Origin of the sequence: Faecalibacterium sp. 7 (assembly GCF_049562865.1) — a bacterium.
Lineage (GTDB): Bacteria > Bacillota > Clostridia > Oscillospirales > Ruminococcaceae > Faecalibacterium > Faecalibacterium wellingii.
The window spans coordinates 2,809,842-2,835,794 of record NZ_CP186911.1; the positions used below are offsets into that span (position 1 = coordinate 2,809,842).

Genomic DNA, 25,953 nt, shown 5'->3' on the forward strand with positions numbered 1-25,953 from the left:
AGATTTTTCCCAGAAAATTGAAAAAAGTCAAAACCACCGGCTAAACCGGTGGCTTGAGTAAGCCCTAGAAGGGCATCCTACTGGCAAAGCCCCTCAAGGGGCCACGAGCAAGCGTCTTTCATCTGCATTACCTGCCCTACCGCTCTAACGAGCTATGTTGCAAAGCGCATCTTCTAAGATGACAATTTCTTTGTCATCTCGCTTTGCTCGAATCTTATAGCTAAAGCATTTTCTACTCCACCAGCGGAGCTGGTGGTTGTCGCTCGCTCAAGCTACTCAAAACAAAACCCCCGCACAGAACAGTTGCCCATTCTGTGCGGGGGTACGTTAGCCCTTTGGTTTCCCTCCGGGTGCTAGTCTATCCTTATATCAGGAGAGATTAGCCCTTGTAGCCGAAGCCGTAGCCGGTGTTCAGGGTCTTGTCGCCAGCGGCCTTGACTTCCAGACCGATGGAGCTGGAGCCCAGAGTGTAGATAGCAGACAGACCGCCAGCAATGCTCAGGGCAGCGTTCAGCAGGCCCAGGCCAGCGCCCCAAGCGCCGTTTGCGTAGGTGTGAGCACCCTTGTCGTATGCACGGTGCACGGTGTTCCACACGCCGCCGATGAAGTCACCGGGGACGTAGTTGCCATCGAACACGCTGTCGAAAGCAGAAGAAACATAGCTCTTCAGGAAGGTGTTGCCAACGATCTTGATCACGTTAGCAGAAACATTCTGCCAGTTCTCAGTGGTCATAGCGGGTGCCAGGTAGTCAACCAGAGAAGCACCACCAACAACGTAGGTCAGTTCGTTTTCTGCAACAGCAGAGAAGTTTGCAGGCATCATCATAATGATATTACTCCCTTCAAAATTAGAAAAAATATTTTACAAACCACTTTGTGTGGTTCGCATCCCGTATCTAGGATGGCAATAATATACCACACTTTCCAGAAAGATTCAAGTACTTTTTTGAAAAAAATGTGAAAAGTGTGATAACTTGTGAAAATCCGGTCTCAAAATCTTTACAAAAGCCCGGCTTTTCAGCGCATCGACATGGTTTTTTCTGCAATTGGAAGATACTGGAATGTGTGAGGGCTTTTTCTATGAAAACTGTGATCTATCTGGATGAGCTGCTGCTGACGAACTTTCTGGCCGCAGCAATGCTGCTTTTGTGCACCGGGCTGTTGTGTGCACGGCAGTGCAGCGGCCTGCACCTGCTGGCAGGCAGTGCAACAGCAGCAGTCTCCTCCCTTGGCATCCTGCTGCCGGAGCTGCCCGGCGCGGCGGCAGTGCTCTGCAAAGCCTTAACCTGCGGTGCCGTTGTGGCCGCTGCCTACGGTGTGCCCGGCCCGCGCGGCTTTGCCCGGCTGTGCGCGTGGTATCTGCTGCTGAACCTGCTGCTGTGCGGGGCGGCGGTGCTGCCCGGCGTGCAGAGCGCGAACCTCTGCGTGTACTTTGCCCTTTCTCCGGGGCGGCTGCTGCTGTGCTGTGGGGCCGTATCTGCCCTGCTGCGGGCGGTGCTGTTCTGCTTTGGCCGGGCAGGGCCCCGCAGCGTTGCCGCCGTTCTGGAGCTGGACAGTGCCGCCCTGCCGGTGCAGGCGCTGTGCGACACCGGCTTTTCGGTGCAGGACCCGCTGAGCGGGCGGGCCGTGGTGCTGCTGCATTACCCCTCTGTGCGCGACGGCCTGCCGCAGGCGCTGCGAACCTTTCTGGACAGCTACTTTGCCTGCGGTGCGGCACCGCCGCCGGAGCTGGGGGTGCGGCTGGTGCCCTGCACCACCATTGCCGGGCACTGTGTGCTGCCTGCGGTCCCGGCCAAAGCCCTGCGCGTGGGCAGCCGCCGGGTACAGGGTTTTCTGGCTGCGTTCTGCCGCCCGGAAACGCCCCCGGAGCACTGGACCGCACTGCTTGACAGTGAGCTGGCCGGGCAGCTGGGCATCCGCTGACGCTTATATTATAGATGTACAGGAGGAGATCTCATGTTCCATGGTATTTCTGCATTCCGGCTGTTCTGGCAGCGGCTTCTTGCACGGCTGCGATATTGCGGCGGTGCCCATTATCTGGCGGGCGCGCCCAGTCTGCCGCCGCCCCTGACCCCGGAGCGGGAAAAAGCCCTGCTGGCCCGTATGGCAGAGGGAGACGCCTGCGCCCGGGACGACCTGATCACCCACAACCTGCGGCTGGTGGTATACCTTGCCAAAAAGTACGAAAACAGCGGGGTCCCCGCCGAGGATATGATCAGCATTGGCACCATCGGGCTCATCAAGGCCGTGAACACCTTCACCCCGGAGCGCAGCATCAAGCTGGCCACCTACGCCAGCCGCTGCATCGGCAACGAGATCCTGATGTACTTACGCAAAAGCTCCAACCGTCGGCAGGAGGCCAGCATCGACGAGCCGCTCAACGTGGACGGCGACGGCAACGAGCTGCTGCTCTCGGACATTCTTGGCAGCGACGAGGACCAGATCAGCCAGCGGCTGGAACAGGACGCCGAGCGCGCCGTTCTGCGCCGTGCCGTGGACAGCCTGTCCCCACGGGAGCGGCAGATCATGGAGCTGCGCTTCGGCCTTGCCGACGGCGTGGAGCGCACCCAGAAGGAAGCCGCCGACGCCCTTGGCATCAGCCAGAGCTATATCTCCCGGCTGGAAAAGCGGATCATCCATACATTAAAGGCCCAGCTGGAAAGCGAATGAAGTGGAAAAACGCGAACTGCCGCCCGCCGGGCTTGACAATCCGCGCTGATTCGCATATAATAAAACTACAAAAGGCGCTGGCCCTGCAAACGGCTAGTTCCTTACCGGATTAGTCAAGAAAAGATGACCGCTCAGGTTTGGGAGTCTGAAGGCGGTCATTTTTTCTTTTTGTCATCACTGTGAGAAACAGTCCATGTAATTTCAAACGTAACGTAGATCGCTCCGCCGAGAAGCGTGAGCAGAAGCACGACCTGTTCAAACGTCATGGTGCATCCCCCCTTTCCGCCCTTGGGCATCCGGGGAGAACGAGATTTTCAAGAAAAAATCGTCTTTAGCCGGCACCCAAGTACCGGTAAGGAGCAGCTGCAACGGAGCCGACCGCCGCCTATGGCGGAAACAGGGAGGCGAGGTTGGGGCCGCGGCCAGCAAGACGCGAGTGCCGCTCAAGACACGAAGCGGATGCTGGGTGCCGCAACCCGTTCTGCGTTTGTGGGCACAGCGCCTGATGGCGGCGTTGCCGCCGCAAATACAGCATATCATAGATCCGCACAAAAAACAATATTTTGCCGCGCTTTCCTGCCAAACGGGAAAGCGCACAGTTTTTTCCACGCATACGATGCCGCTGCACATCCCATACTCCCGGTGAGAACAAAAACAGACCGGGGGCGTTTGGATGTACAACAAAGTGGAGCTGTGCGGCATGAACACGGCCCAGCTGCCTGTGCTGACCGAGGCCGAAAAGCGGGAGCTGCTGGCCCGGGTGCGCACCGGCGATGCCGCCGCACGGGAGCGGATGGTGGAGGGCAATCTGCGGCTGGTGCTCAGCGTGGTGCAGCGGTTCGCCCAGCGCGGCGAAAATCTGGACGACCTGTTTCAGGTGGGGTGCATCGGGCTCATCAAAGCCATCGATCATTTCGACCCCGCCCAGCCGGTGCGCTTCTCCACCTACGGCGTGCCCATGATCATTGGCGAGATCCGGCGCTTTCTGCGGGATAACAACGCCCTGCGGGTGAGCCGCAGCCTGCGGGATACCGCTTACCGGGCCATGCAGAGCCGCGAGACGCTGGAAAAGCAGCTTGGCCGCGAGCCGACCATGGACGAGATCGCGCAGAGTGCCGGGCTCACCCGCCGGGAAGTAACGGCGGCGCTGGAATCGGTGGTGGAGCCCATCAGTCTGGATGAGCCGGTGTACACCGACGGCGGCGATGCCATGTACGTGATCGATCAGGTGCGGGACCCGGATGGCGAGGACAGCTGGATCAGCGGGCTGCAGTTTCGCCAGACGGTGGCCGGGCTGACCCCGCGGGAGAAAAAGATCATGGAGCTGCGCTACCTGCAGGGCAAGACCCAGATGGAGGTGGCGCAGGAGATCGGCATCAGTCAGGCACAGGTCAGTCGGTTGGAAAAGGGCGCACTGAGCCAGTTCCACCCCCAGAACCAGCAGTAAAACAGGCGGCACGCTTCCGGAATAAAAACGGAAAGCGCGCCGTCTCTCATTTGCGGCTGTATTTGCGCCGGGTAGCTGCGCCGCCGCGCAGATGCCGCTCGGCTTTGTTGCGGGCCAGCACAGCCCGCACCTGCCGGAACAGCTCCGGCTGCAGCGTCCGCAGCCGCACGGCCACGTCCTTGTGCACCGTGGATTTGCTGCACCCGAACACCGCAGCCGCCGCCCGCACGGTGGTGCGATGGGCCGCAATGTACTCGCCCAGCTGTATTGCTCTCTGCTCAGGGTCTCCCTTCATGCCCGGATCCCTCCTGCTGTATTATGGTACAGCCTATGCGCCTGACGGGGCAGATATGTGCCGCCGGGGCTTGACTTCTGCACCAGATGCGCTATACTTTTATACGGACATAAAAACAGGGGTGCCGAAAGGCTGAGATCCGCATTGTGCGGAGTACCCTTTTACCAGACCGGACAATGCCGGCGTGGGAGTTTGCAGAACTGTCCGTTCTTTCACAAACCCCGTGCGCCTGCTGAAAAGCGGGCGTATTTTGTTTTTGTGTACTATTGTTCTGAGAAGAGGAATCCTTATGACCAAAACCTATTCCAAGACCCGCATTCTGGTGGAGGGTGCACTGATGATCGCGCTGTCCACCGTTTTGAGCATGATCCAGATCCCGCTCATGCCCCACGGCGGTTCCATCACCCTGTTCAGCATGGTACCCATTCTGGTAATGAGCTACCGCCACGGCGCAAAGTGGGGCGTCATGACCGCCTTCGTCAACAGCCTGATCCAGCTTGTGCAGGGCCTTGGCAATCTGGCATACTGCCAGACCCTCACGGCGCAGGTGGGCTGCGTGCTGCTGGACTACCTTCTGGCCTTCACGGTGCTGGGCTTCGCCTGCCTGATCGCTAAGCCTTTCCGCAGCCGCACCGTGGGTGTCGGTGTCAGTGCCTTTGTGGTGTGCCTGCTGCGCTTTTTGTGCAGCTTTCTGTCCGGTTACATCGTCTGGAAGGACTACGACTACGCTTTCAGCTGGATGACCGAGATCGGCTTCCCCGGGATCTCCAGCATGAGCGTGGACGGTCTGTGCTGGCTGTACAGCGCCTTGTACAACGCCACTTACATGCTGCCCGAAGCCATCCTGACCACCGTCCTTGTGGTGATCCTGATCCGTGTCGCACCCCAGATTTTCGACCGGCAGAACGCAAGAGCGTAAGTTTTTTCGCAGTCATTTTTCCCGCCGGGAAGGGCATTCCCCCGGCGGGAATTTTTTTGCGAAAAATCCAGAAAAGCTGTTGACAATCCGGCAAAGCGCTGGTATAATTACTCCTGTCGTCAGGCACGGCACGAACATCTGGGGGATTAGCTCAGCTGGGAGAGCGCTTGCATGGCATGCAAGAGGTCACCGGTTCGATCCCGGTATTCTCCACCAGAAGGAAAAACACCGCACGGAAACGTGTGGTGTTTTTTATTACTACCGAACAAAGGAGAAACCTATGAGCTACGCGATCGTATTCAGCAGTAAAACAGGCAACACAAAATTACTGGCAGACACGCTGCACAGCTGTCTGCCGCAGGAAAGCTGCTGCTATTTTGGCACTCCGGACCCTGCTGCCCTGGAGGCAGACGAGCTCTACGTGGGCTTCTGGACAGACAAAGGAACCGCTGACGAAAGTACTTTGGACTTTTTGAAGCAGCTGCATGGCAAAAACATCTTCCTCTTTGGCACCGCCGGTTTTGGCGGCAGTGAGGAGTATTTCAGCAAGATCCTGAAAAAGGCGGAGCGTTCACTGGACAGGAGCAACACGGTCTTCGGCCGTTATATGTGTCAGGGCAAGATGCCGCTGTCGGTACGCCAGCGGTATGAGGGCATGAAAAAGCAGCCGATCCATCTGCCCAACCTGGATGCGCTGATCGAGAATTTCGACAACGCCCTTTCTCACCCGGATGCGGATGATCTGGAACGGCTGAAGCAGGCGGTAAAATGATAAAAAGGCAGCGGTTTTCCTCAAACAGAGGAAGCCGTTGCCTTTTTTGCTTAGCGGATGATCCTACGCTCCTGCCTGCAGTTCCGCGGTTCTCATCCCACGCTTCTTTTATAAAAGAACAGGTACTGCTGCACGATGCCTGCTTCCGGCCCGAACTGAGGGAACGGGTCCTGCCCGGCAAACTCGTCCCGGATGAGCCGTTCGATCCAGACATCCACCGGCACACGGCCCACACGACCATAGCCGAACAGACACACGCAGTTTGCCACCTTTTTGCCCACGCCATCCAGCTCCATCAAACGGGCAAAAAGCGCTTCATCGGGCAGAGAAGCCAGCTTCTTCAGGTCCAGTGTGCCCTCTGCCGCCTGCTGCGCCGCATGCAGCACGTAGCGAGTGCGGTAGCCAAGACCGCACTCCTGCAGCGCCTGCTCCCCGGCACAGCAGAGCGCTTCTGCTGTCGGGAACGCATACACCGGCCCTTCGCCATCGCTGCCCAGCCGCTCGCCAAACTGCTCCGAAAGCAGCTCTACCGCCCTGCGGATGGCCGGGATGCTCTTTCGCTGTGAGATGATGAAGCTGACCAGCATCTCCCACTCGTCCTGCCGCAGCACCCGGATGCCCCGGCCATATTCCATGGCACGCTGCAAAAAGTCGTCCCGGCTGTCCAGCTTTCCACGCAGTGCGGCATAGCTGCGGCCAAGGTCGAAGTAACCGTGCCAGAAGGTTTCCCATGCGCCCGGCTCGCACCGCACCGTGTAGGTTCCGCTGCGCAGTGGTCTGAGGTAAAGCAGCTGTCTCCCGGAAACAAACCGATACCAGCCCTCCGCCTGCTTCCGGGGGCGAAAGCACTGGCCGCTTGCCAGAATTTTGTCCGGGTCGAAATCATCCCGGATCTGAACCGTTTTCTCTTCCAGCTCCATTGCCCCCATCACAGCTCCAGCTCCCGGTACACTTCACCTTCCAGCGTTTTCCAAAGGAAGGTCTCCCCTTCCAGTGTCATATAGCTATGTGCACTCCCCTCCTTTGGGATGCTCACAGAACCGGGGTTCAGGTAGAGATTGCCTTCGCCGAACTCTGTCCACGCCGGAATGTGGGTGTGGCCATGCAGCAGGATATCTCCCGGAGCCAGCGGCGGCAGATTTTTCAGGTTGTGCACATGACCGTGGGTAGCGTAAACGAGCCGCCCGCTCACCGGCAGCACAGCATAGTCGGCCAGAATGGGAAAATCCAGCACCATCTGATCCACCTCAGCGTCGCAGTTGCCCCGCACGCACAAAAGCGCCGGCTTCAGCCCGTTCAGGAGCGGGATGACCTCCTTCGGGGCATAGCCCTCCGGCAGGTCGTTGCGGGGGCCGTGATACAAAAGGTCCCCCAGCAAAAGCAGCCGGTCTGCTCTCTCCCGCTTAAACGCTTCGAGCATTTTTTTGCAGTAAAACGCCGACCCGTGCAGGTCGGATGCGATCATCCATTTCATGGCAGGATTCTCCTTATTTTATAAAGTATCTATTTTTATTTTAGCCTCCCGGTGAAAAATGGTCAAGTCTATAAAAGTCATACTTTGTTTGTTTAACCTCTTGACATCTGCCGGAAGCCGTGTTATCCTACAGTTAATAAAATTCGTGTGGATTTTTACAGCAATATGCTACTTTTCGCCACACAATGACTTCAAAAGAGCCATTGTGTGGCTTTTTTGCGTCTGCTTTTATCTTCGAGCAGTCTCGCCCTGACGATTCCGCGGCTGCCGCAATTCATTCCTTTTCTCTACAGGAGCAATGCAAACACTATGAACGAGACCTTTATGAAAGAAAAACCGGTGCTGCCGCTGTTGGTATCCATGGCGCTGCCCAATGTTATTTCCATGCTGGTGAACAGTCTGTACAACATTGTAGACAGCCTGTTTGTGGCCCGCATCAGCGAAGACGCCATGACTGCGTTGTCTCTGGTGTTCCCGATCCAGAATTTTGCCAACGCCATCGCCATCGGCTTCGGTATCGGCATCAATGCCATGATCGCACTGTATCTGGGCGCAGGCGACCACAAAAAGGCTGAGACCGCAGCCACCCACGGTATGGCTCTGAGCCTGATACACGGCATTCTCATCACCATTCTCAGCATCGCCATCATGCCGGGCTTTTTACGCCGGTTCACCGGTGACGAAAGCCTGATCTCCTCCGGCATCACCTACTCCACCATCGTATTCCTGTTTGCCACCATCAACATGGCTGGTCTGGCCTTTGAAAAGATGTTTCAGGCCGTGGGCCGCATGAAGGTGACCATGGCTGCTCTGATCTTTGGCTGTGTGTGCAACATCCTTCTGGACCCCATCCTGATCTTCGGCCTTGGCCCGGTGCCTGCCATGGGCATTGCAGGTGCAGCCCTTGCCACCGGCATCGGTCAGCTTCTGAGCCTGTGTGTCTACCTTTTCGTCTATGCCCGCATCGAGCTCCCGGTGCGCCTGCGCCGCAGCTGCCTGCACCCGGACGCCGCACTGGACAAAAGGCTTTACGGCATCGGCGTGCCCGCCATTCTCAATCTGGCCCTGCCCTCCCTGCTGGTCACTTTCCTGAACGGACTGCTGGCGGGCTTTTCCCAGAGCTATGTGGTGGTGCTGGGCATCTACTATAAGCTGCAGACCTTCCTGTATCTGCCCGCTAACGGCATTGTGCAGGGCATGCGCCCGCTCATTGGTTACAACTACGGTGCCCGACAGCACGCCCGTGTGAAAAAGCTTTATGAGCTCACCCTCATTATGAGTGCGGCCATCATGGCAGCCGGGACCCTGATCTGCCTGTTCGCATCCCGCCCGCTGATGCAGCTGTTCACCTCCAACCCCGAGACCATTGCCATCGGCCAGACCGCCCTGCGCATCATCTGTCTGGGTTTTGTGGTTTCTGCCGTCTCCACCACCTCTTCCGGTGCCTTGGAGGGCCTTGGCAAAGGCACCGAATCGCTGGTCATTTCGCTGTGCCGCTATCTTCTTTTCATTATGCCGCTGGCCGCTGTGCTGTGCCATTTTCTGGGCGCAAACGGCGTGTGGCATGCCTTCTGGATCACCGAGGCACTTTCTGCGCTGGTGGCCTACCCGGTGTACCGCCGGGCAGTTGGAAAGCGTTGAGCTTTCCTGAAAGCGCCGAACGGCGAAGGCAAAGTAAAACAAATGTCCACAGCACAAGGGAGAGCCGCAAAGGTTCTTCCTTCTTTTTTACGATTTTTATTTGACAGCGTATAAATCCTGATGTAAAATAAATTGTTTGTTTTCCGGCATTACGGCTGGAAAAGCGCAATTTAACAGAGGATGTGGGAAAATATGATCGAAACGATCACGGCCGTCAATCATGCGGTCAACCAATTCATCTGGGGCGTGCCTGCCATGGTGTGCATCATCGGCGTGGGCCTGCTCCTGAGCGTGCGCACGGGCTTTTTGCAGATCCGCAAATTCCCCTACGCCATCAAAACCACCATCGGACGCATGTTCCGCAAAAAGGATGCTTCCGATGGTGCCATGACGCCGTTTCAGGCGGTGTGCACCGCACTGGCGGGCACCGTGGGCACCGGCAACATCGCCGGTGTGGCAGGTGCCATCGCCATCGGCGGCCCGGGTGCGGTGTTCTGGATGTGGTGCTCTGCCCTGCTGGGCATGTGCACCAAGTTCGCCGAAGTCACGCTGGCGGTGTACTACCGTGAACGCAGCGAGACCGGCGAATGGGTAGGCGGCCCCATGTACTACATTAAAAACGGCCTGAGCAAGCATTGGCAGTTCCTTGCTGTGCTGTATTCCCTGTTCGGCGTGCTGACCGTGTTCGGCACCGGCAATGCCACACAGGTGAACACCATCGTTGCGGCCATTGACACCGCCCTGCTGGAGTACGGCATCGTGGGCAGCGGTTCTCTTTCCACCCTGAACCTTGTGGTGGGCATCATCGTGACCCTGCTGGTAGCGCTGGTGCTGCTGGGCGGCATCAAGCGCATTGGCAGCGTGAGCGAAAAGCTGGTGCCCTTTATGGCGCTGTTCTATATCGCGCTGGCCGTGGGCGTCATGGTGCTGAATTTTGAGCGTCTGCCCCATGTGTTCACGTCCATCGTTGCCGGTGCGTTCGATCCCGCTGCCTTCACGGGCGGCACCATCGGCAGCCTGTTCGTCAGTATGCAGAAGGGCGTCTCCCGCGGCATCTTCTCCAACGAGGCCGGTCTCGGCACCGGCTCCATCGCCCACGCCTGCGCCGACACCAAAAAGCCGGTCAAGCAGGGCATGTTCGGCATCTTTGAAGTGTTTGCGGATACCATCGTCATCTGCACCCTGACCGCCATGGTCATCCTGTGCAGCGGCACTCCCGTGAATTACGGCACTGCTGCCGGTGCAGAGCTGACCATCAGCGGCTTCACCACCACCTACGGCGGGTGGGCATCGGTCTTTACCGCTGTGGCGCTGTGCTGCTTTGCCTTTTCCACCATCATCGGCTGGGGCCTGTACGGTTCCCGGTTCCTGGTGTTCCTGTGCCGCAGCGATAAGGTGGCAAAGCCCTTCTTTCTGGTTTACTCCTTTGTGTCCATTCTGGGCGCAACGATGGATCTGGGCCTGCTGTGGAGCATTGCAGATACCTTCAACGGCCTGATGAGCATTCCGAACCTGCTCGCGCTGCTGCTGCTTTCCGGCACAGTGGTCAGGCTGACCCGGGAATTTTTTGCATCTGAGGGCTGATTGCCCACAACAAAAGAGGCTATTGCACTTTCGGCTAAAACGATGTGCATAAAAGCATCTGCAGCATCCAAAAATATTGTATAACACCCGGAACTTTTTCAGGGCCAAGACGGCTCAAAAAAGGTTCCGGGTTTTTGGTTTTTTCTCTATTTCCCTGTGCAGGCTGCTATTGCATTTTTTCAACCCCCTTATTCTGCCCGCGTCCGGCTCTTTTCAATCCAGACAGTTCATGTTACAATAGATGCATTGGATAACAGCACCGAAAATGGACGGAGGAAAAGGATCTTGGATTTTTATGGAACCATCGGCCCGGCCTGTGGGCAGTTAGAGACCCTGCAGCGCATGGTGGAAGCCGGCATGACCGGCATCCGCATGAATCTTTCCCATGGACCGCTGACCGCACACGCTGACTGGCTGGCAATGATTCGCGCAGCCGGCATCCGGCAGCTGCTCATCGACCTGCAGGGTCCGGAGCTGCGCATCGGCACGCTGGCAGAGCCTGTCACTCTGGTTGAGGGCAGTTCTGTACGCCTTGGCGCAGACGGCATTCCCTGCCCGGCAGCTCTGGTGCAGGCCGCTGCCCCCGGACAGCAGCTTCTGCTGGACGACGGGAAACTTCTGGTGCAGGTGACGCAGACCCTGCCGGGTGCCCTTTTGTGCACAGTGGTACGCGGCGGAACGCTGCAGAGCCGCAAAAGCATTGCTGCGCCGGGCCTTGCCGTGCACTCTCCTACCCTGACCGAAGAGGACCTGCAGAACCTGAGAATTGCAAAGCAGTGCGGTGTTACCGGCGTGATGCTGCCCTTTGTGCGCGGAAAGGCAGACATTCTGGCCCTGCGCAGCGCCTTAGAGCAGGCAGACGCAGCAGACATCCGCATTTTTGCCAAAATTGAAAACATGGCTGGGGTACGTGCCCTGCCGGAATTTCTGCATCTTGCCGATGAGATCGTCATTGCCCGGGGCGACCTTGGCAACGCCATGCCGCTGTGGGAGCTGCCCCGCTGCCAGAAGCAGCTTTCTGCTGCCTGCCGGGCTGCCGGTGTGCCTTTTATGGTGGTGACCCAGATGCTGGACAGCATGTGCACCCGCGCCGTGCCCACCCGGGCCGAGGTGAGCGACATCTACAACGCCGTATTGGACGGTGCTGCCAGCGTCATGCTGACCGGCGAAACAGCTGCCGGGCAATACCCGGTGCAGGCCATGGAATATCTGGTGCGCACAGCACGCACCGCGATGTGATACGTGCTGATTTAGAATGCCCTCCGCTGCGCTCTGGGCATCGTCAGAGGAAGAATTATTTTTTATTTGGGATTCCGAAAAGTCTGCGGACTTTTCGGAATCCCTTTTTCACAGAAAGGGGTCGTGACCGAGAGTGGCAGCTTTCATTTCTGCATTTTGGAAAGCCTGTAATAATTGTTGTAGATGTCGTTTTCCGCTACGGGCCCTCCCGTGAAAAGGCCAATCGGGAAAATCCGCAGATTTTCCCGATTGGCAAATATAAATAATATTCCGCTAAAAATGCCCAGAGCGCAGCGGAGGGCGTTTTCAAATCGTCCCGCACAGAAGTTTTTCCACAAAAAATCGGCAAAAGGATAGCTTCTTTTGTCCGCTTCCTGTATAATAAAGGTAAAATCAACTGAATTCAGAAAGGTTTATCGTTTATGGGCATCGTAGTCATCGGAGCTGTTTTTGTGGATATCAAGGGGTATCCCCTGTCTGCCTACATTCCCGGCGGACGCAACGCCGGGCGCATTGAGCAGGTGCATGGCGGTGTGAGCCGCAATGTGGTGGAGGATATCGCCAATGTAGAGCTGCGTCCTACCTTTGTCAGTCTGGTGGACGACACCGGCATGGGACAGGATGTGATCAACAAGCTGGAAAATCATAAGGTGAACACCCGCTACATCCTGCGTGTGCCGGACGGCATGGGCACCTGGCTGGCCATCTTTGACAACGACGGCGATGTGCACGCAGCCATTTCCAAGCGGCCGGACACCACTCCCCTCACCGGCCTGCTGAAGGAAAAGGGAGATGAGATCTTTGCCGACTGTGACGCCATTGCACTGGAGCTGGATCTGGAAAAGGAAACTGTAAAGCAGGTGCTGCACTATGCCAAAAAGTACCATAAGAAGGTCTTTGCTGCCATTTCCAACATGAGCATCGCTATGGAGCGCCGGGACTTTTTGCAGCAGATCGATTGCTTTGTGTGCAACCAGCAGGAAGCCGGACTGCTCTTTTCGGACGACTACGACCACCTGAGCCCCGAGGAAATGCGCAAGGTACTGGCTGCTAATGTGCACAGTGCCAACATTCCCAGCATGGTGATCACCATGGGCGGTCAGGGTGCCGTGTATGCCCGTGCCAACGGCGGATCCGGCATCGTGCCCGCCAAGAAGGTAGACGTTCTCGACACCACCGGTGCCGGTGACGCCTTCTTCGCCGGCACGGTCATCGGCCAGACCTACGGCAAGACTCTGGCCGAGTCCTGTGAGATCGGCAGTCGTCTGGCTGCATCGGTCATCTGCATCACCGAGAACGTCTGTCCCCGCTTCCGCCCGCTGGAATTCGGGCTGGACGTCCCTGTGGTGGACTGAGAAGCCGTTTTCATAAGCACCTGCTATAAAGCCATCATCCAAAAAAGACAGAGGAGCTTTTATGCTGCCTCTGTCTTTTTGTCTTTTCGGTTTCCACGCAGATGCGAGCCGGAAGGACTTTTACTTTTCCTGGATCTGCTTGCCGGTCAGGTGTTCGATCGTGATCTCGTAGAGCTGTACGCCCTTGATGGCTTTTGCGATTTCTTTTTCCACCTCTTCCCTGCCGGGATAATACTTCAGGCCCAGTTCCCGCACGCGGGCCTCGGTGGCGGCTGCATCCTCGACCAGCCTGCAGCGGCCAAAGACCACTGTGCTCTGCACATAGGGGGCCCAATCGCCCGGCTCAAAGTGCTCATTGCCGTAAACGGTAAAGCAGACCTTATCATTCTTTTTCAGTGCATCCACTTTATGTCCGGACTTTGCGCCGTGAAAATAGATCTTATCCTGTTCCTGATCGTAGAAATAGTTGACCGGAATGGCAAATGGATAGCCGTCATCGCCGTTGACGGCCAGCACGCCCCGCCGGGACTGCTTCAGCAGATGTTTTGCGGCTTCCTCCGGGATCTCCCGGTTAGCTCTTCTCATGGGTCTGAACATCTTTGCTTTCCTTCCTGATATTGCACTTTCATCATAAGTAGTCTGCCGCCCTTTGGCGGTCAGCTTCCTTTGGTAATACGGATCAGCGTTTTGTCCAGCTGAATGGTGCGGTTCCACGGGTTCAGGATGATGCCGCTGATCTCCGGCACGGCAAGCGCTGCATCAAACAGCTTGTCCATATCCACAAGAAAGGTGGACTGCACCGGCTCGGCTCCCTTCAGTTCTTCCTCAAAGCTGGTGAATGCATACCACCAGCTTGCACCGTCGGCGGTCCGGATGGTCCGGAGCTGCATCTGTTCACTGCCCAAATTAGGTTCCACCGCCACGACGAACTGGCCGTGTTCCTTCATGCGCCGCCGGATGACGGTGAGGGTGTGGGCCAGCTGTTCCTGTGTGGCCTCCTGCTGCAGGGCGTACACCGCCTGCTCGATCTTTTCGTTTCCGTTCAGTCCTTCGTCTTTGGGTCGATTCATTGAAGTTGGTTCCTTTCCATTGTATTTTGGCGGAGGGAATAAGCGCAGCTCATCACAGCAGCAGATCGAACAGGCCGATCATCACCGGCATTGTGATGATGGAAAGCAGCGTGGTGAGCACATACAACGCGCTGGAATGCGCTGCATCGCGGTCGTACAGCTGGGCCATGGAGGTAACGGTGGCGCAGGCGGGGGTAATGGCGGCAAGGTACACCGTCATGAGGATGTTTTTGCCATCAGCCACCCAGCTGGAAGCATGGCAGACCAATAGCAGCACCAGCACGACCAGCGGGCACACCACAAGCCGCAGCACGGTGGGCAGGTAGTTGCGGCGGGTACAGAACACATCCCGCAGCGGCTTTTCTGCAATGGCCATACCCGCCAGCAGCATGCCCATGGGGCCTATCATATCACCCATGGTGCTCATGGTGTTCTGCAGCGGCGCAGGCAGCGCCACACGGAACCAGTACAGCAGCGCACCGGCCGCAATGGCGATCATATTGATGTTGGAAAAAACTTTTTTCCAGTCCAGCGCACGGTCGCCCTGCAAAAGAGAACTGGCATGCGTCCACAGCAGGATCAGCTGTACAATGATAAATGCGCAGGAATAGATGACATACTCATCGCCCAGCAGGGCCCTGACCAGCGGGATCACCAGCGCCGCCGCGTTGCTGTAGATCACATTCACCTGTTCCACGGCATCCAGCTTCAGCGGACGGCTCAGCAGTGCACTGATCCCCAGCAGCACTACATGGATAGCCGCCGCAATAGCCATGGAGTACAAAAGTCCCTTGCGGATCTCTGGCGTGTCGTTGATCTGGAACGCATTGATGATGACACAGGGCGTGACCAGATATACCATAACCACCGAGAGCACTTTGCTGTCACTTGCCTTCAGCAGCCCTGCTTTGACCACGGCGTAGCCCATGATCAGGATCAGGAACAGCTGCGCGATCTGCTGGGCCAAAAGAATGCTGATCTGCATTGTTTTTCCTCTTTTCCGTCTTGTGTTGTAAAAGCCCAAAAGGAGAGCCGCCTTTCTGCAAGGCAGCTCTCCCCTTTTGATTTTATTTGCCGCTTGTCAGCCGCGCCACATGCAACGCCAGATAGGCGGTTTCCTCGTTGGGCAAAAACACGCCGTACTTGCGCAGCACAAAGGTGCGTATTTTTTCCGCGCAGGTCACCGCTGCCGGATAATTCTGCTGCATCTGCTGGAACAAAAAGTCGTCCTCGCTGTCCATCAGCTTGCCGGAGAAGAACCGCTCGGCAAAATACTGCAGGTGGCTCACGAACCGTGCATAGTGGATGCTCTCCGCGCTGACCGGGCAGTGCATACTGTAGGTGACGATATTGGACAGCTCACTGATGAACTGTGCCGCCCGCATGGCATCGTAGCCGGCCTGCGGGTCCTGCCGTGCATTGACGATATGGAAGGCGATATTGCCTGCTTCTTCGTCCGGAAGCTCGATGTCAAGCTTTGCCCTGACTTTTTGCAGCCCGCGCCGGCCCACCGCATACTCCTTGGGATAAAAATGCTTGATTTCCCAGAAGATGCGGTTGGTCACCACAAGACCCTTCTGCTGGCGCTCCACCGCAAAATGCAGATGGTCCGTCAGCAGCAGGTAGATGTGGGCTGAAAGCTTGACCCCCAGCGACTGCTCTGCATCGTCCACGATGTCCTGTGTCAGATCCAGATAGACCGCCGGGATGCTGGAAAACAGCTCCAGCATGGGCTGTGCATCCGGGTTGGACAGCGGAAGGAACACACGGTCTGAGGGCTGCCGCTCAATGGGTTCGCCGGCCTTGCGTCCATAGCCGATGCCCTTGCCCAGCAGGATGGATTCCTCGCCGCTGTCATCCTGCACCAGCACAACGCTGCTGTTCAGCACCTTTTGGATGTGCATCGGTCCCTCCTCCTTCCGTTGAAACCTTAAGACTGCCGCTTAGTCCAGATCTTCGCCGTTGGAAGCAATGACCTTTTTGTACCAGTAGAAGCTGTCCTTACGGCTGCGGGCCAGAGTGCCGTTGCCCATATCATCCTGATCCACATAGATGAAGCCATAGCGCTTGGACATCTGGTTGGTGGATGCAGAGATCAGGTCGATGGGTGCCCATGTGGTGTAGCCCCACATTTCAACACCCTCATCGATGGCCTTGCCCATCTCGCTGATGTGCTGGCGGAAGTACTCCACACGGTAGGGGTCGTGGATGGAGCCGTCGGCCTCCACCACGTCCTTGGCGCCCATGCCGTTCTCCACCACCATCAGCGGCTTGCGGTAACGGTCATACAGCTCGATCAGGCTGTAGCGCAGGCCCTTGGGGTCGATCTGCCAGCCCCAGTCGGTGGAGGGCAGATACGGGTTCTTGACGCCCAGCACAGTGTTGCCGGGAGTACGCTCTGCGTTCGGGTCCACAGACTCGGTCATGGTCATATAGTAGCTGCAGGAAACAAAGTCCACACAGCCTGCCTTCAGGGTGGCGGCATCCTCGGGCAGCATTTCCACGTGGATGCCCTTGCGCTCGAACATCTTGAGGATCAGGCGGGGGTACTCGCCCCAGACATGCACATCGGCATAGAACAGGTTTTCCAGATTCTTTGCCTGCGTAGCCAGCTCATCGTCGGGTGCACAGGTGCGGGCGTAGGTAGTGAGCTTGGTGAGCATGCAGCCCACCTTGCTGCCGGGGATGATCTCGTGGCAGTCCTTTACCACCATGGCGCTGGCCACCAGCTGGTGATGCAGGGCCTGATAGCAGGTCTCCAGCATCTTATCCTCGGGCACACGGCTGGGGATGATGCCGGCGGTGGTGAAGGGGTGGCGAATCACACTGTCCACCTCGTTGAAGGTGAGCCAGTACTTGACCTGATCCTTGTAGCGTTCAAAGCACACATGGCAGAACTTTGCAAAGCAATCGATGACGCGGCGGTCCACCCAGCCGTTATACTTGGTGGCCAGTGCCAGCGGCATTTCGTAATGGCTCAGCGTGACCAGCGGCTCAATGCCGTTCTTGTGCATCTCGGCAAAGAGGTCGCTGTAGAACTGCAGGCCCTTCTCGTTGGGCTGGGCTTCCTCGCCGGTGGGGAAGATACGGGTCCATGCGATGGAAACACGCAGCATGGTAAAGCCCATCTCGGCAAACAGGGCAAGATCTTCTTTATAATGATGATAGAAGTCGATGCCGCGGCGCTTGGGATAATAGGTATCATCCGGGTCGGCCATGGCGGCAGCAATGTGTGCATCGTCCATGGCAACATGGGACTTGTAATCCTTCACGTCCGTATTGGGCTTATAGGTGGCAACGTCCGCCACGCTGGGGCCCTTGCCGTCCACATTCCATGCGCCTTCTACCTGGTTCGCAGCAACAGCGCCGCCCCAGAAAAAACCTTTGGGGAAACTCATTTTACAGCCTCCAGTTTCAGCAGTGCAGCGCCGGGCACAACCATGCCCTCGGCCACAGTCTTGATGGTGAACTCATCGGCGTTGGTCACGACGATGGGGGTAGTTACATCATAACCGTCTGCCTTGATTCCGTCAAGGTCAAATTTCATCAGCAACTGGCCTTTCTTGACGGTCTCACCGTCCTTGACCTGCGGATCAAAGCCCTTGCCGTCGCGCTTGACGGTATCCATGCCGATGTGCATCAGCAGCTCGGCACCGGCAGCGGTCTTCATGGAAATAGCGTGCTTGGTGCCGAACACGGACTCGATCACGCCGTCTGCGGGGGCATACAGCTCGCCCTTTTCGGGCACCACAGCGATGCCGTCGCCCAGGATCTTCTGGGAGAACACTTCGTCCTTCACCTGATCCAGTGCAATGGCCTTGCCCTGCAGGGGGCTGCTGATGGTGGAATCCGCAGCAGCTGCGTCTGCAGCAGCCTCGGGAGCGGTCTCTGCGGTCTCGCCCTCAGCGGGAGTCTCATCCTTGTACAGGAAAAAGGACAGTGCGAAGGAGGCCACAACAGAGATCACCAGACCGATGGCAGCCCACAGGATGTTCTTGGAGTTGTCCGGATCAACGAACATGGCCATGCCAGCCAGACCGGGGCCCATGGCAACGAACGCCTTGACCTTCATCAGGCCAACGAACAGACCGCCGATGAAGCTGGAGATCACAACGGACATCATGACCTTCTTGTGCTGCAGGGTGACGCCGTACAGAGCAGGCTCGGTGATGCCGAACAGGCCGGAGATACCAGCGGAAATTGCGGTAGCGCGCAGGTTTTCATCCTTGGTCTTCAGAGCAACACCCAGGCAGGCACCGCCCTCGGAAATGTTGTGTGCCAGAGAAGCGGGCATGTACAGCATTTCAAAACCGGGGTCGGAAATAGAAGCAACTGCATAGGGGACCAGAGCCTTGTGCATGCCCATGGAGATCATGAAGGGCAGCACAGCAGCCAGCAGAGCAACGGCCAGCCAGCCCAGCGTGTTGTACAGAGCAAGGATCACAGTGGTCAGCAGGGCGCCGATGTTGTAGCCCAGAGGTCCGAGGACGACCAGTGCCACAGGGAAGCCGATGCCGAAGCACAGCATGGGCACAAAGAACACGCGGATGGCCTTGGGGCACCACTTGTTGGCCCACTTTTCAATGAAGGACATGAAAATCACGGTCAGGATGGCCGGGAACACCTGGCCGCCGTAAGCGATGTTCTGCAGCTTGATGCCGAGGAAGTAGGCACCGCCCTCGGTAGCCAGCAGAGCGGAAACGCTGGGGTGGATCATGGCAGCTGCCAGAGCCACAGCCACCAGCTTGTTGCAGTTGAACTTGGTTGCAGTGGTGAAGGCGACCATGACGGGCAGGTAATACAGAGCTGCATCTGCCACGCCGACGAACACCTTATAGGCGATGTCTCCGCTGCTCATCACGCCCAGAGTGCTCAGCAGCACCATGAGGGCCTTCAGAACGCCTGCACCTGCAATGGCGGGGACCAGCGGCTGGAAGATGCCGACCATGTAGTCCAGAATAATGCCGCCGATTTCTTTTTTGCCCTTGGGCGCAGCGGGAGCCGCTGCCTGGCCTGCGTTGAAGGTGCCCAGCTTGAGCAGCTCATCGTACACTTCGATGACATCGTTGCCGATGACCACCTGACACTGCGGGCCGCTGGAAATAACGCCCATGACGCCGGCAGTCTTTTTCAGGGCAGCAACATCCGCCTTGGAGGTGTCTGCCAGAGTGAAGCGCAGACGGGTGGAGCAGTGCTCGACCTGCACAACGTTCTTTTCGCCGCCAACCAGACGCAGCACGTCGGAGGCAGTCTGCTTGTAGTTCTTCATTGTGTTCTCCTTTACCTTGTGTGTGATGGCATTCCCCTGCCGTCCGGCTGCCGTCCGGCCGAAACGGGCAAAAGAAAAAGGATCCAACAGAATGACTCCGTATACAGCTTCTCCCGGAATCATAGTATCTGGCTATAATTCACCCAAAAGAAAAGGTACTCGTCATTCCGTCAGATCCTGCCTGCATTACCAGTAACATGTCCAACTGGATATCATAGTACTAGTATATCAGCCCTGATTTGGTTTTTCAATATTACTTTTACACAAAATAAATCTTAAAAAATTATGAACTCCGTACAATCGTCTATTTTTTCGCAGAGCTGTTTTTCTTTCTTCCTATGCCGCCGCACGCCGGTTTTAGGATGTAAAAGCCGGAACGCCTCTCTTGCGTGTGCATGGGCCGCTTGCTATAATGGTTCTATCCTATCTTTTGCCGCCTGCACAGGCTGTACCACCGCATTTTTGTCAGGCAGCAGTCAGGATGTACCCGAAAAATCTTTGCAAAGCAGGAGGGCATCACGGTGACGATCTATGACATTGCACGGGAGGCCGGCGTCTCGGCCAGCACCGTTTCCCGGGTGATCAACCACAAGCCCGGCATCAAGGAGAGCACCCGCCAGCGTGTGCAGGAGCTGCTGGAACGCTACCACTACACCCCGGACGTCTCTGCCCGCGGTCTGGTAACACAGGCTTCCCGGTTCATCGGCATCCTTATTGAGGATATCCGGGTGGAGCACCACACCGAGTCAGCCTATGTGCTGGAACAGGCCATGACCGCCAAAGGGTACACCTGCATCACCTTCAGCACCGGGCCGCAGCCGGAACGCAAGGCGCAGTACATTCAAATTCTGGAGCAGCGCCGGGTGGAGGGCGTATTTCTGATCGGTTCCATGTTCGGCACGCCGGAGGTACGCCAGAGCGTCGCCCAGCACATGAACAGTATCCCGGTGGTGCTGGTGAACGGGGAGCTGGACCTGCCAAACGCCTATAATGTATTGGCAGACGAGCAGCAGGGCACCGCAGACTGTGTTGCCCTGCTGGCAGAAGCCGGACGCCACAGGCCAGCCTATCTGATGGACACCGACACCCCCGCCAATCGGAACAAAGTCTGCGGCTTCCGGCAGGGACTTGCACGATGCGGCCTGCACCCCAACGCCCCGATCCTGACCGAAAAAGACACCGGCCCGGATCCCGCAGTGCCATCGCCCGGGGACGCCGGGAAACCGCTGCCCTGCTGGCACAGCAGCCGGACACGGACAGCATCCTCTGCGCCACCGACCTGTTGGCCATCGGCTGCCTGCAGGAGCTGCAGGCCCGCGGCATTGCCGTACCGCAGCAGGTGGCCGTGGCAGGCGTGGACAACACCCTGTATGGGCAGCTGTGTTCCCCTGCCCTGACCACACTGGACAACCGTCTGGCCGAGGTGAGCCAGACCGCCGCCGCCCTGCTGCTGGATCTGCTGCAAGGCAAAGAAGTGCCGCACCGGCAGGTGCTGCCTGCGGCAGTGATCGTGCGGGAAAGCACCTGATCTGAGAAGAGAATGACCGAATCGGGGATCGGACAGTGCCTGCTGCTTCCCCAACAGAAAAAAGCACTCCATCTGTTTTTGTCAGAGTCAGAAAAGCCGCACAAAATCAGCGGCAAATAATCATATATTCTGCACATTGAAAAACAGCTGGAAATCGTGTATGCTTATTTTGCAATCGATTGCAAAGTCTGAGATCGTCTGCAGACAGCCAAAAACGAAGTTCATCCTTTTGATACACAGGAGGTATCCCCCATGCGAGTTGCTTATGAAACCATGCTGGCCGAGTTTGAGCGTGTGCTGAACAAATACGGCTTCAGCCCGGAGCGTGCCCACGAGGCTGCCGAGATCTTTGCACAGAACAGTCTGGCAGGCGTATTCAGCCACGGCCTGAACCGCTTTCCGGTGGTGGTGGATTACCTGAAAAAGGGCGGCATCGACCCTGCCGCCACGGCCGAGTGCATCGCCAGCTTTGGTGCGATGGAACGCTGGAACGGCAAGCGTGGCTTTGGCCCGCTGAACGCCAGGCACGCCATGGGGCGTGCTGTGGAGCTGGCCCATCAGTATGGCATCGGTCTGGTGGCGCTGGGCAACAACAACCACTGGATGCGCGGCGGCACCTATGGCTGGCAGGCAGCAGACGCCGGCTGCATCGGCATCTGCTGGTCCAACACCTGCCCCAACATGCCGGCATGGGGCGCAAAGGACAATCACCTTGGCAACAATCCCCTCATTCTGGCTGTGCCGCGCACAAACGGCGAGCATATCATGGTGGATTGTGCCATGAGCCAGTTCAGTTACGGCAAACTGGAGACCATGCGTCTGGCCGGTAAGCAGCTGCCGGTGGCGGGCGGCTATGATGAAAACGGCCAGCTGACCACCGACCCCGTCGCCATTGAGCGTTCCGGCCGGGTCATCCCCATCGGTTACTGGAAGGGCAGCGGCCTGTCCATCCTGCTGGATATGATCGCCACCATCCTGACCAATGCTAATTCCGTGGCAAAGATCGGCACCTTTGGGGATGAGGTGGGGCTGACCCAGATCATGATCGCCATCGATCCCGCAAAGTTCCAGTCCGCCGATCTGACCGATGCCATCATTGACGCCATCGCCGCCGATGTAGCTTCCAGTGAGCCCGTCGAGCCGGGTCGCGAGGTCCGCTGCCCCGGCATGGGCGAGCACCGCAGCCGCCGGGAAAACATGGAGCTTGGCATCCCGGTGGCCGAAGAAAAGTGGGCCGAAGTTCTGGCGATGTAACGCAAAAAGCCTTTTCCATCCGTGAACTAATCTGAAAACAGCCTCCCCGTGTAGTTTTATCGTCCTACACAGGGAGGCTTTGTTATACCCGGGAAGCATACGAAGACTCGTTTTCTCTGGCGCTTCCGCACCAGATGCATGGAGAGATCCGAAAGCTCAAAACATCTCTTGACAATCCACCATTCAGTGTGTATACTACGCATTGTGAACAATGTTCATTTTGAGGTGATCGGATGAATCCAATGGCAACATCAAAAGAGAATATCCTGCAGATCAGCAGAAAACTCATCCAGCAAAACGGATGGGCTGGTGTCAACATCCGTTCGGTGGCTGCTGCCTGCGGAGTCTCGGTGGGCTGCATCTACAATTACTTTGAATCCAAGACCGATCTGTTGAGCGCCACGGTGGAAAGCATCTGGAACGATATCTTCCATCATCCGGAGGATGAGGCTGTCTTTCAGGACACTCTGTCCTGCGTCCGGTGGATGTACAAGCAGCTGGAGTACGGCTGCCAGCGGTATCCGGGTTTTTTCACCCATCATGCGCTGGGCTTTGTCCAGCAGGACACCGCCGATGGAAAGCAGCAGATGCATCGGGCCTGGCAGCACATTCTGGATGCCCTGTGCACGGTGCTGCGGAATGATGCCAGGATCCGGGCTGACGCCTTCACAGCGGAGTTTACCGTTGAAAAATTTGCAGAGATGCTGTTCTCGCTGATGCTGTCCGCTCTGGTACGGCAGGACTTTGACCCTTCTACCGTGCTGGAGATCGTACAGCGGGCTGTCTACTGAAAAATGTCCCACAGATTTGTGGGAATTTTTTAAGCCTAAAATGAACACCGTTCAACTTGATCGGTGCTGCAGGATGAAAGTATCCTGTTCCCATATACTATATCATATTTTCTCCAATCCAATCTAAAAAGGAGCAAACCCTATGCGTGCAATCATTGAAACCGTTTTCGACATCTTCTATCTGGTCACCGTGCTCACGGTGGGCATCCGTATGATCCGCAGCAGCAAGAGCGGCTCGCAGTTCAAGCTGTTCGGCCTTATGGCTGTGGTGCTGGGTGCAGGCGATTCCTTCCACCTTGTCCCCCGTGCACTGGTACTGTGCACCACCGGTCTGGAAAACTACGCAGTTCCTCTGGGTCTGGGCAAGTGGATCACTTCCATCACCATGACCGTCTTTTACGTGCTGCTGTATTATGTCTGGCGCAAACGCTACCATGTGGAGGGCCGGAAGGGTCTGACTACTGCCGTGTATGTCCTGTCCGCTGCGCGTGTGCTGCTGTGCATGATGCCTCAGAACCAGTGGCTCACCAACAAGACTCCCCTCGCCTGGGGCATCCTGCGGAACATCCCCTTCGCACTGCTTGGCCTGCTGGTCATCGTGCTGTTCTACCACAGTGCAAAGGAGCACAGCGACCGGGCTTTCCGCTGGATGTGGCTCACCATCGTGCTGAGCTTCGGCTTCTATATCCCTGTCGTGCTGTGGGCTGAAGTGAACCCGCTGATCGGTATGCTGATGATCCCCAAGACCTGCGCTTATGTGTGGACCGTCCTGATCGGCTACAACGCCATGAAGGCCGAGGTCGGTGCAGAGAACTAAGCCTGCGGTGCTGTCATCCTTCGACCGGACAGACATATGAGCAGTCGTGTAGTATTTGCTATGCGGCTGCTTTTTATTTTAGAAAGCTGTGTGCGAATAGCAAAAGGAGATTGATCTTCAATGCGGGGAATATGCATTCCAGACGCAAGACTTACACTGGAAGTCGGACGAAAAGTATGCTATACTCAAAAAAATGCATATTGCATATTTTGATCAAAGATAAGTAACCCGTGATTGGTGTGAGGATTGGCGATGATGAAAAAAAGAAAACTGGAATGGTGGCCGTTCGTGTTGTTTATAGGCCTGACCGTGTGTTTGATGCTCATGTGGTCCCTGCGTAAGGAAGGATGGTTTCTGGACGAGGTGTACTCCTATGGGCTGTCGAACAGTACAGAGGGTCCTTTTCTAACAGATCTGCACGACGATTGGGAAAATGGAACTGTTTTTGACCGGGACGAGCTGATGCAATATGTTATGGTGGCAGAAAATGAGCGTTTTGATTATGCCACGGTCTATTACAACCAGACACAGGATGTGCATCCGCCATTATATTACTTTTTTCTGCACACAGTTTGCTCGCTGTTCCCCGGAAGCTTTACAAAGTGGACGGGCATTGGCTTAAATTTCGTCTTTCTTGGATGTACGTTGGCTGCAATGTATGCTCTGGCACTAGAACTGCTGCATGATTCGAAAAAAGCTTTGTTTGCATGCGCGCTGTATGTCTTCAACCGGCAGGCTGTTACTCATTTTATGCTGATCCGGATGTATATGCTGCTGACATTGCTTACAGTTTTGCTGGCGCTGCTGGTTGCAAAGTCCCTTCACCGACCAAGCATCGGAAAAGATCTGGCAATTGGTGTTGTCATATATCTGGGTATGATGACACAGTATTTTTATGTGGTCTATGCGTTCCTGCTGTGTGCAGCTTATGATCTTTATCGGCTGCACGAGCGAAAGTGGAAAGAGATCTTTCTGTTTTCGATCCCGGCGCTTGCAGGTGTTGTCGGAATGCTGCTGTCTTTTCCGTCGTGGTATGCGCAATTGCATTCACAGGGAAATGTTTCTCTGGAGGCGACGGCCACTCATGTATTGGACCTGACACTGTATCCCATAAGAATGGGAACGATGCTAACGTGGCATACGCTTAATTTCTGGACGGGTGCGGTGATCCTTGCTGTAATGGTCATCGTGGCGATTTACAGAAAAATCGCGAGAAAAAGCCCGAAAAGCAAAACAGGTTTCACCACCGAACTCAAACTGATCACCGTTCCGGCCATCGTAGCAGTGCTGGTTATTTCGATTATCGCACCGTATCAGGTGATACGCTATTTTACGCATTTGCAGCCATTGGAAGCAATCTTTTTCAGCTGCGGTTTTTTTGACGTAACAGGGACGCTGCGGCGGAGAAAAGAAATTGCTATAGGCTTTTTGGCAGCAGCATTTCTGACAGCTGTTATCATGGAACCTGAGAATCTTTATCTCGGCGATAAAAAGCTGAATACGATGCTGGAAGCATATGCAAGTGATCCATGTGTACTGGTCAGTGATAAAAGCAATCCGTCTATTACCTCACTTCTCCCCCAGCTTTTGTACTTTGACAGTATCTGTGTAACAGATGATATTTCCAATGATTTTTCGGAGAGCTACCTGACGGAGAAAGCGGGAAACAAGGAAATGATCCTTGCCGTTGCAACCTACCCCGAAACGCAGATGACCGAGGATGAAGTGTACGAATTTGCCAAACAGGGAAATTACAAAACAGTAGAAAAAATTTCAGAAAAAGGTCTGGCAGTTATTTACCTGATCCAAAAAGACGAATGAATGGAAA

At 56.4% G+C, this 25,953-nt stretch carries 24 protein-coding genes, 1 tRNA gene and 1 pseudogene; 16 read left to right on the forward strand and 10 right to left on the reverse strand.

Features of this window, described 5'->3' with window-relative positions:
• Nucleotides 1-379: 379 nt before the first annotated feature.
• On the reverse strand, nt 380-826 hold the full coding sequence (locus ACKXF7_RS14080; RefSeq protein WP_423741641.1) for a hypothetical protein: 447 nt from the start codon (nt 824-826) through the stop codon (nt 380-382).
• A 254-nt stretch (nt 827-1,080) separates the two neighbouring features.
• On the opposite strand from ACKXF7_RS14080, the gene ACKXF7_RS14085 reads away from it, so the two are divergent.
• The 3 genes from ACKXF7_RS14085 to sigG all read left to right on the forward strand — a co-directional run bounded on the left by ACKXF7_RS14085 (nt 1,081) and on the right by sigG (nt 4,117).
• A complete protein-coding gene (locus ACKXF7_RS14085) occupies nt 1,081-1,923 on the forward strand; it encodes a sigma-E processing peptidase SpoIIGA (RefSeq protein WP_423741642.1) in 843 nt (280 codons plus the stop codon).
• Between the two features lie 33 nt (nt 1,924-1,956).
• Nucleotides 1,957-2,670 (forward strand): RNA polymerase sporulation sigma factor SigK, encoded by a 714-nt coding sequence (gene sigK, locus ACKXF7_RS14090; protein ID WP_423741643.1) that lies wholly within the window; start codon nt 1,957-1,959, stop codon nt 2,668-2,670.
• 673 nt (nt 2,671-3,343) lie between these two features.
• Nucleotides 3,344-4,117: an RNA polymerase sporulation sigma factor SigG gene (gene sigG / locus ACKXF7_RS14095; RefSeq protein ID WP_348583699.1), complete on the forward strand. Its 774-nt coding sequence runs from the start codon at nt 3,344-3,346 to the stop codon at nt 4,115-4,117.
• 46 nt (nt 4,118-4,163) lie between these two features.
• Here the strand turns inward: sigG and ACKXF7_RS14100 are convergent, their stop codons facing one another.
• Nucleotides 4,164-4,412, reverse strand: a complete 249-nt coding sequence (locus tag ACKXF7_RS14100; RefSeq protein ID WP_249238464.1) for a sporulation transcriptional regulator SpoIIID — start codon at nt 4,410-4,412, stop codon at nt 4,164-4,166.
• A 289-nt stretch (nt 4,413-4,701) separates the two neighbouring features.
• Between ACKXF7_RS14100 and ACKXF7_RS14105 the strand changes: the two genes are divergently transcribed.
• From ACKXF7_RS14105 to bilS, 3 genes are all read left to right on the forward strand, one after another.
• Entirely contained in the window at nt 4,702-5,331 is a 630-nt protein-coding gene (locus tag ACKXF7_RS14105) for an energy-coupled thiamine transporter ThiT (RefSeq protein WP_339394685.1), read from the forward strand.
• A gap of 140 nt (nt 5,332-5,471) precedes the next feature.
• A tRNA-Ala gene (locus tag ACKXF7_RS14110) sits at nt 5,472-5,547 on the forward strand.
• A 64-nt stretch (nt 5,548-5,611) separates the two neighbouring features.
• A complete protein-coding gene (bilS, locus tag ACKXF7_RS14115; RefSeq protein WP_423741644.1) occupies nt 5,612-6,103 on the forward strand; it encodes a flavodoxin family protein BilS in 492 nt (163 codons plus the stop codon).
• A gap of 92 nt (nt 6,104-6,195) precedes the next feature.
• Here the strand turns inward: bilS and ACKXF7_RS14120 are convergent, their stop codons facing one another.
• Nucleotides 6,196-7,032: a DNA-3-methyladenine glycosylase family protein gene (locus ACKXF7_RS14120; protein WP_423741645.1), complete on the reverse strand. Its 837-nt coding sequence runs from the start codon at nt 7,030-7,032 to the stop codon at nt 6,196-6,198.
• Nucleotides 7,032-7,577: a phosphodiesterase gene (gene yfcE, locus ACKXF7_RS14125; protein ID WP_423741646.1), complete on the reverse strand. Its 546-nt coding sequence runs from the start codon at nt 7,575-7,577 to the stop codon at nt 7,032-7,034. Before yfcE ends, ACKXF7_RS14120 begins: the two co-directional genes overlap by 1 nt.
• Before the next feature lie 309 nt (nt 7,578-7,886).
• Between yfcE and ACKXF7_RS14130 the strand changes: the two genes are divergently transcribed.
• The 4 genes from ACKXF7_RS14130 (at nt 7,887) to ACKXF7_RS14145 (ending at nt 13,396) form a co-directional block, all read left to right on the forward strand.
• Complete coding sequence (locus tag ACKXF7_RS14130; RefSeq protein WP_423741647.1) at nt 7,887-9,218, forward strand: MATE family efflux transporter; 1,332 nt, start codon at nt 7,887-7,889, stop codon at nt 9,216-9,218.
• Between the two features lie 192 nt (nt 9,219-9,410).
• Complete coding sequence (locus tag ACKXF7_RS14135; protein WP_423741648.1) at nt 9,411-10,802, forward strand: alanine/glycine:cation symporter family protein; 1,392 nt, start codon at nt 9,411-9,413, stop codon at nt 10,800-10,802.
• 285 nt (nt 10,803-11,087) lie between these two features.
• Nucleotides 11,088-12,041: a pyruvate kinase gene (locus ACKXF7_RS14140; RefSeq protein WP_423741649.1), complete on the forward strand. Its 954-nt coding sequence runs from the start codon at nt 11,088-11,090 to the stop codon at nt 12,039-12,041.
• Between the two features lie 422 nt (nt 12,042-12,463).
• Nucleotides 12,464-13,396, forward strand: coding sequence for a carbohydrate kinase family protein (locus ACKXF7_RS14145; protein ID WP_339394678.1), 933 nt, complete (start codon nt 12,464-12,466; stop codon nt 13,394-13,396).
• Nucleotides 13,397-13,516: 120 nt separating this feature from the next.
• Here the strand turns inward: ACKXF7_RS14145 and ACKXF7_RS14150 are convergent, their stop codons facing one another.
• The 6 genes from ACKXF7_RS14150 to ACKXF7_RS14175 form a co-directional block, all read right to left on the reverse strand.
• Entirely contained in the window at nt 13,517-13,981 is a 465-nt protein-coding gene (locus ACKXF7_RS14150) for a pyridoxamine 5'-phosphate oxidase family protein (protein WP_339394677.1), read from the reverse strand.
• Nucleotides 13,982-14,052: 71 nt separating this feature from the next.
• Nucleotides 14,053-14,466, reverse strand: a complete 414-nt coding sequence (locus tag ACKXF7_RS14155) for an SseB family protein (protein ID WP_249238451.1) — start codon at nt 14,464-14,466, stop codon at nt 14,053-14,055.
• Nucleotides 14,467-14,518: 52 nt separating this feature from the next.
• Nucleotides 14,519-15,451 (reverse strand): AEC family transporter, encoded by a 933-nt coding sequence (locus tag ACKXF7_RS14160; RefSeq protein ID WP_423741650.1) that lies wholly within the window; start codon nt 15,449-15,451, stop codon nt 14,519-14,521.
• Nucleotides 15,452-15,533: 82 nt separating this feature from the next.
• On the reverse strand, nt 15,534-16,370 hold the full coding sequence (locus tag ACKXF7_RS14165; RefSeq protein ID WP_423741651.1) for a PRD domain-containing protein: 837 nt from the start codon (nt 16,368-16,370) through the stop codon (nt 15,534-15,536).
• A gap of 39 nt (nt 16,371-16,409) precedes the next feature.
• Nucleotides 16,410-17,864: a glycoside hydrolase family 1 protein gene (locus ACKXF7_RS14170; protein WP_339396191.1), complete on the reverse strand. Its 1,455-nt coding sequence runs from the start codon at nt 17,862-17,864 to the stop codon at nt 16,410-16,412.
• Nucleotides 17,861-19,735: a beta-glucoside-specific PTS transporter subunit IIABC gene (locus tag ACKXF7_RS14175; RefSeq protein WP_423741652.1), complete on the reverse strand. Its 1,875-nt coding sequence runs from the start codon at nt 19,733-19,735 to the stop codon at nt 17,861-17,863. Before ACKXF7_RS14175 ends, ACKXF7_RS14170 begins: the two co-directional genes overlap by 4 nt.
• A 521-nt stretch (nt 19,736-20,256) precedes the next feature.
• Here ACKXF7_RS14175 and ACKXF7_RS14180 point away from each other — a divergent pair.
• The 6 genes and pseudogenes from ACKXF7_RS14180 to ACKXF7_RS14205 form a co-directional block, all read left to right on the forward strand.
• Nucleotides 20,257-20,871: pseudogene (locus ACKXF7_RS14180) on the forward strand (LacI family DNA-binding transcriptional regulator); the annotation flags it as partial.
• Nucleotides 20,871-21,263 (forward strand): substrate-binding domain-containing protein, encoded by a 393-nt coding sequence (locus ACKXF7_RS14185; RefSeq protein WP_423741653.1) that lies wholly within the window; start codon nt 20,871-20,873, stop codon nt 21,261-21,263. The pseudogene ACKXF7_RS14180 and the gene ACKXF7_RS14185, both read left to right, overlap by 1 nt.
• 252 nt (nt 21,264-21,515) lie before the next feature.
• Nucleotides 21,516-22,517 carry a 3-dehydro-L-gulonate 2-dehydrogenase gene (gene yiaK / locus ACKXF7_RS14190; RefSeq protein WP_423741654.1) on the forward strand — a complete coding sequence of 334 codons (1,002 nt, stop codon included), beginning with the start codon at nt 21,516-21,518 and terminating at the stop codon, nt 22,515-22,517.
• Nucleotides 22,518-22,750: 233 nt separating this feature from the next.
• The gene (locus ACKXF7_RS14195; RefSeq protein WP_423741655.1) at nt 22,751-23,308 is read left to right on the forward strand and encodes a TetR/AcrR family transcriptional regulator; all 558 of its coding nucleotides are present in this window, start codon (nt 22,751-22,753) and stop codon (nt 23,306-23,308) included.
• A 142-nt stretch (nt 23,309-23,450) separates the two neighbouring features.
• Nucleotides 23,451-24,125 carry a hypothetical protein gene (locus tag ACKXF7_RS14200; protein WP_423741656.1) on the forward strand — a complete coding sequence of 225 codons (675 nt, stop codon included), beginning with the start codon at nt 23,451-23,453 and terminating at the stop codon, nt 24,123-24,125.
• A gap of 252 nt (nt 24,126-24,377) precedes the next feature.
• Complete coding sequence (locus ACKXF7_RS14205; protein WP_423741657.1) at nt 24,378-25,946, forward strand: glycosyltransferase family 39 protein; 1,569 nt, start codon at nt 24,378-24,380, stop codon at nt 25,944-25,946.
• Nucleotides 25,947-25,953 lie beyond the last annotated feature (7 nt).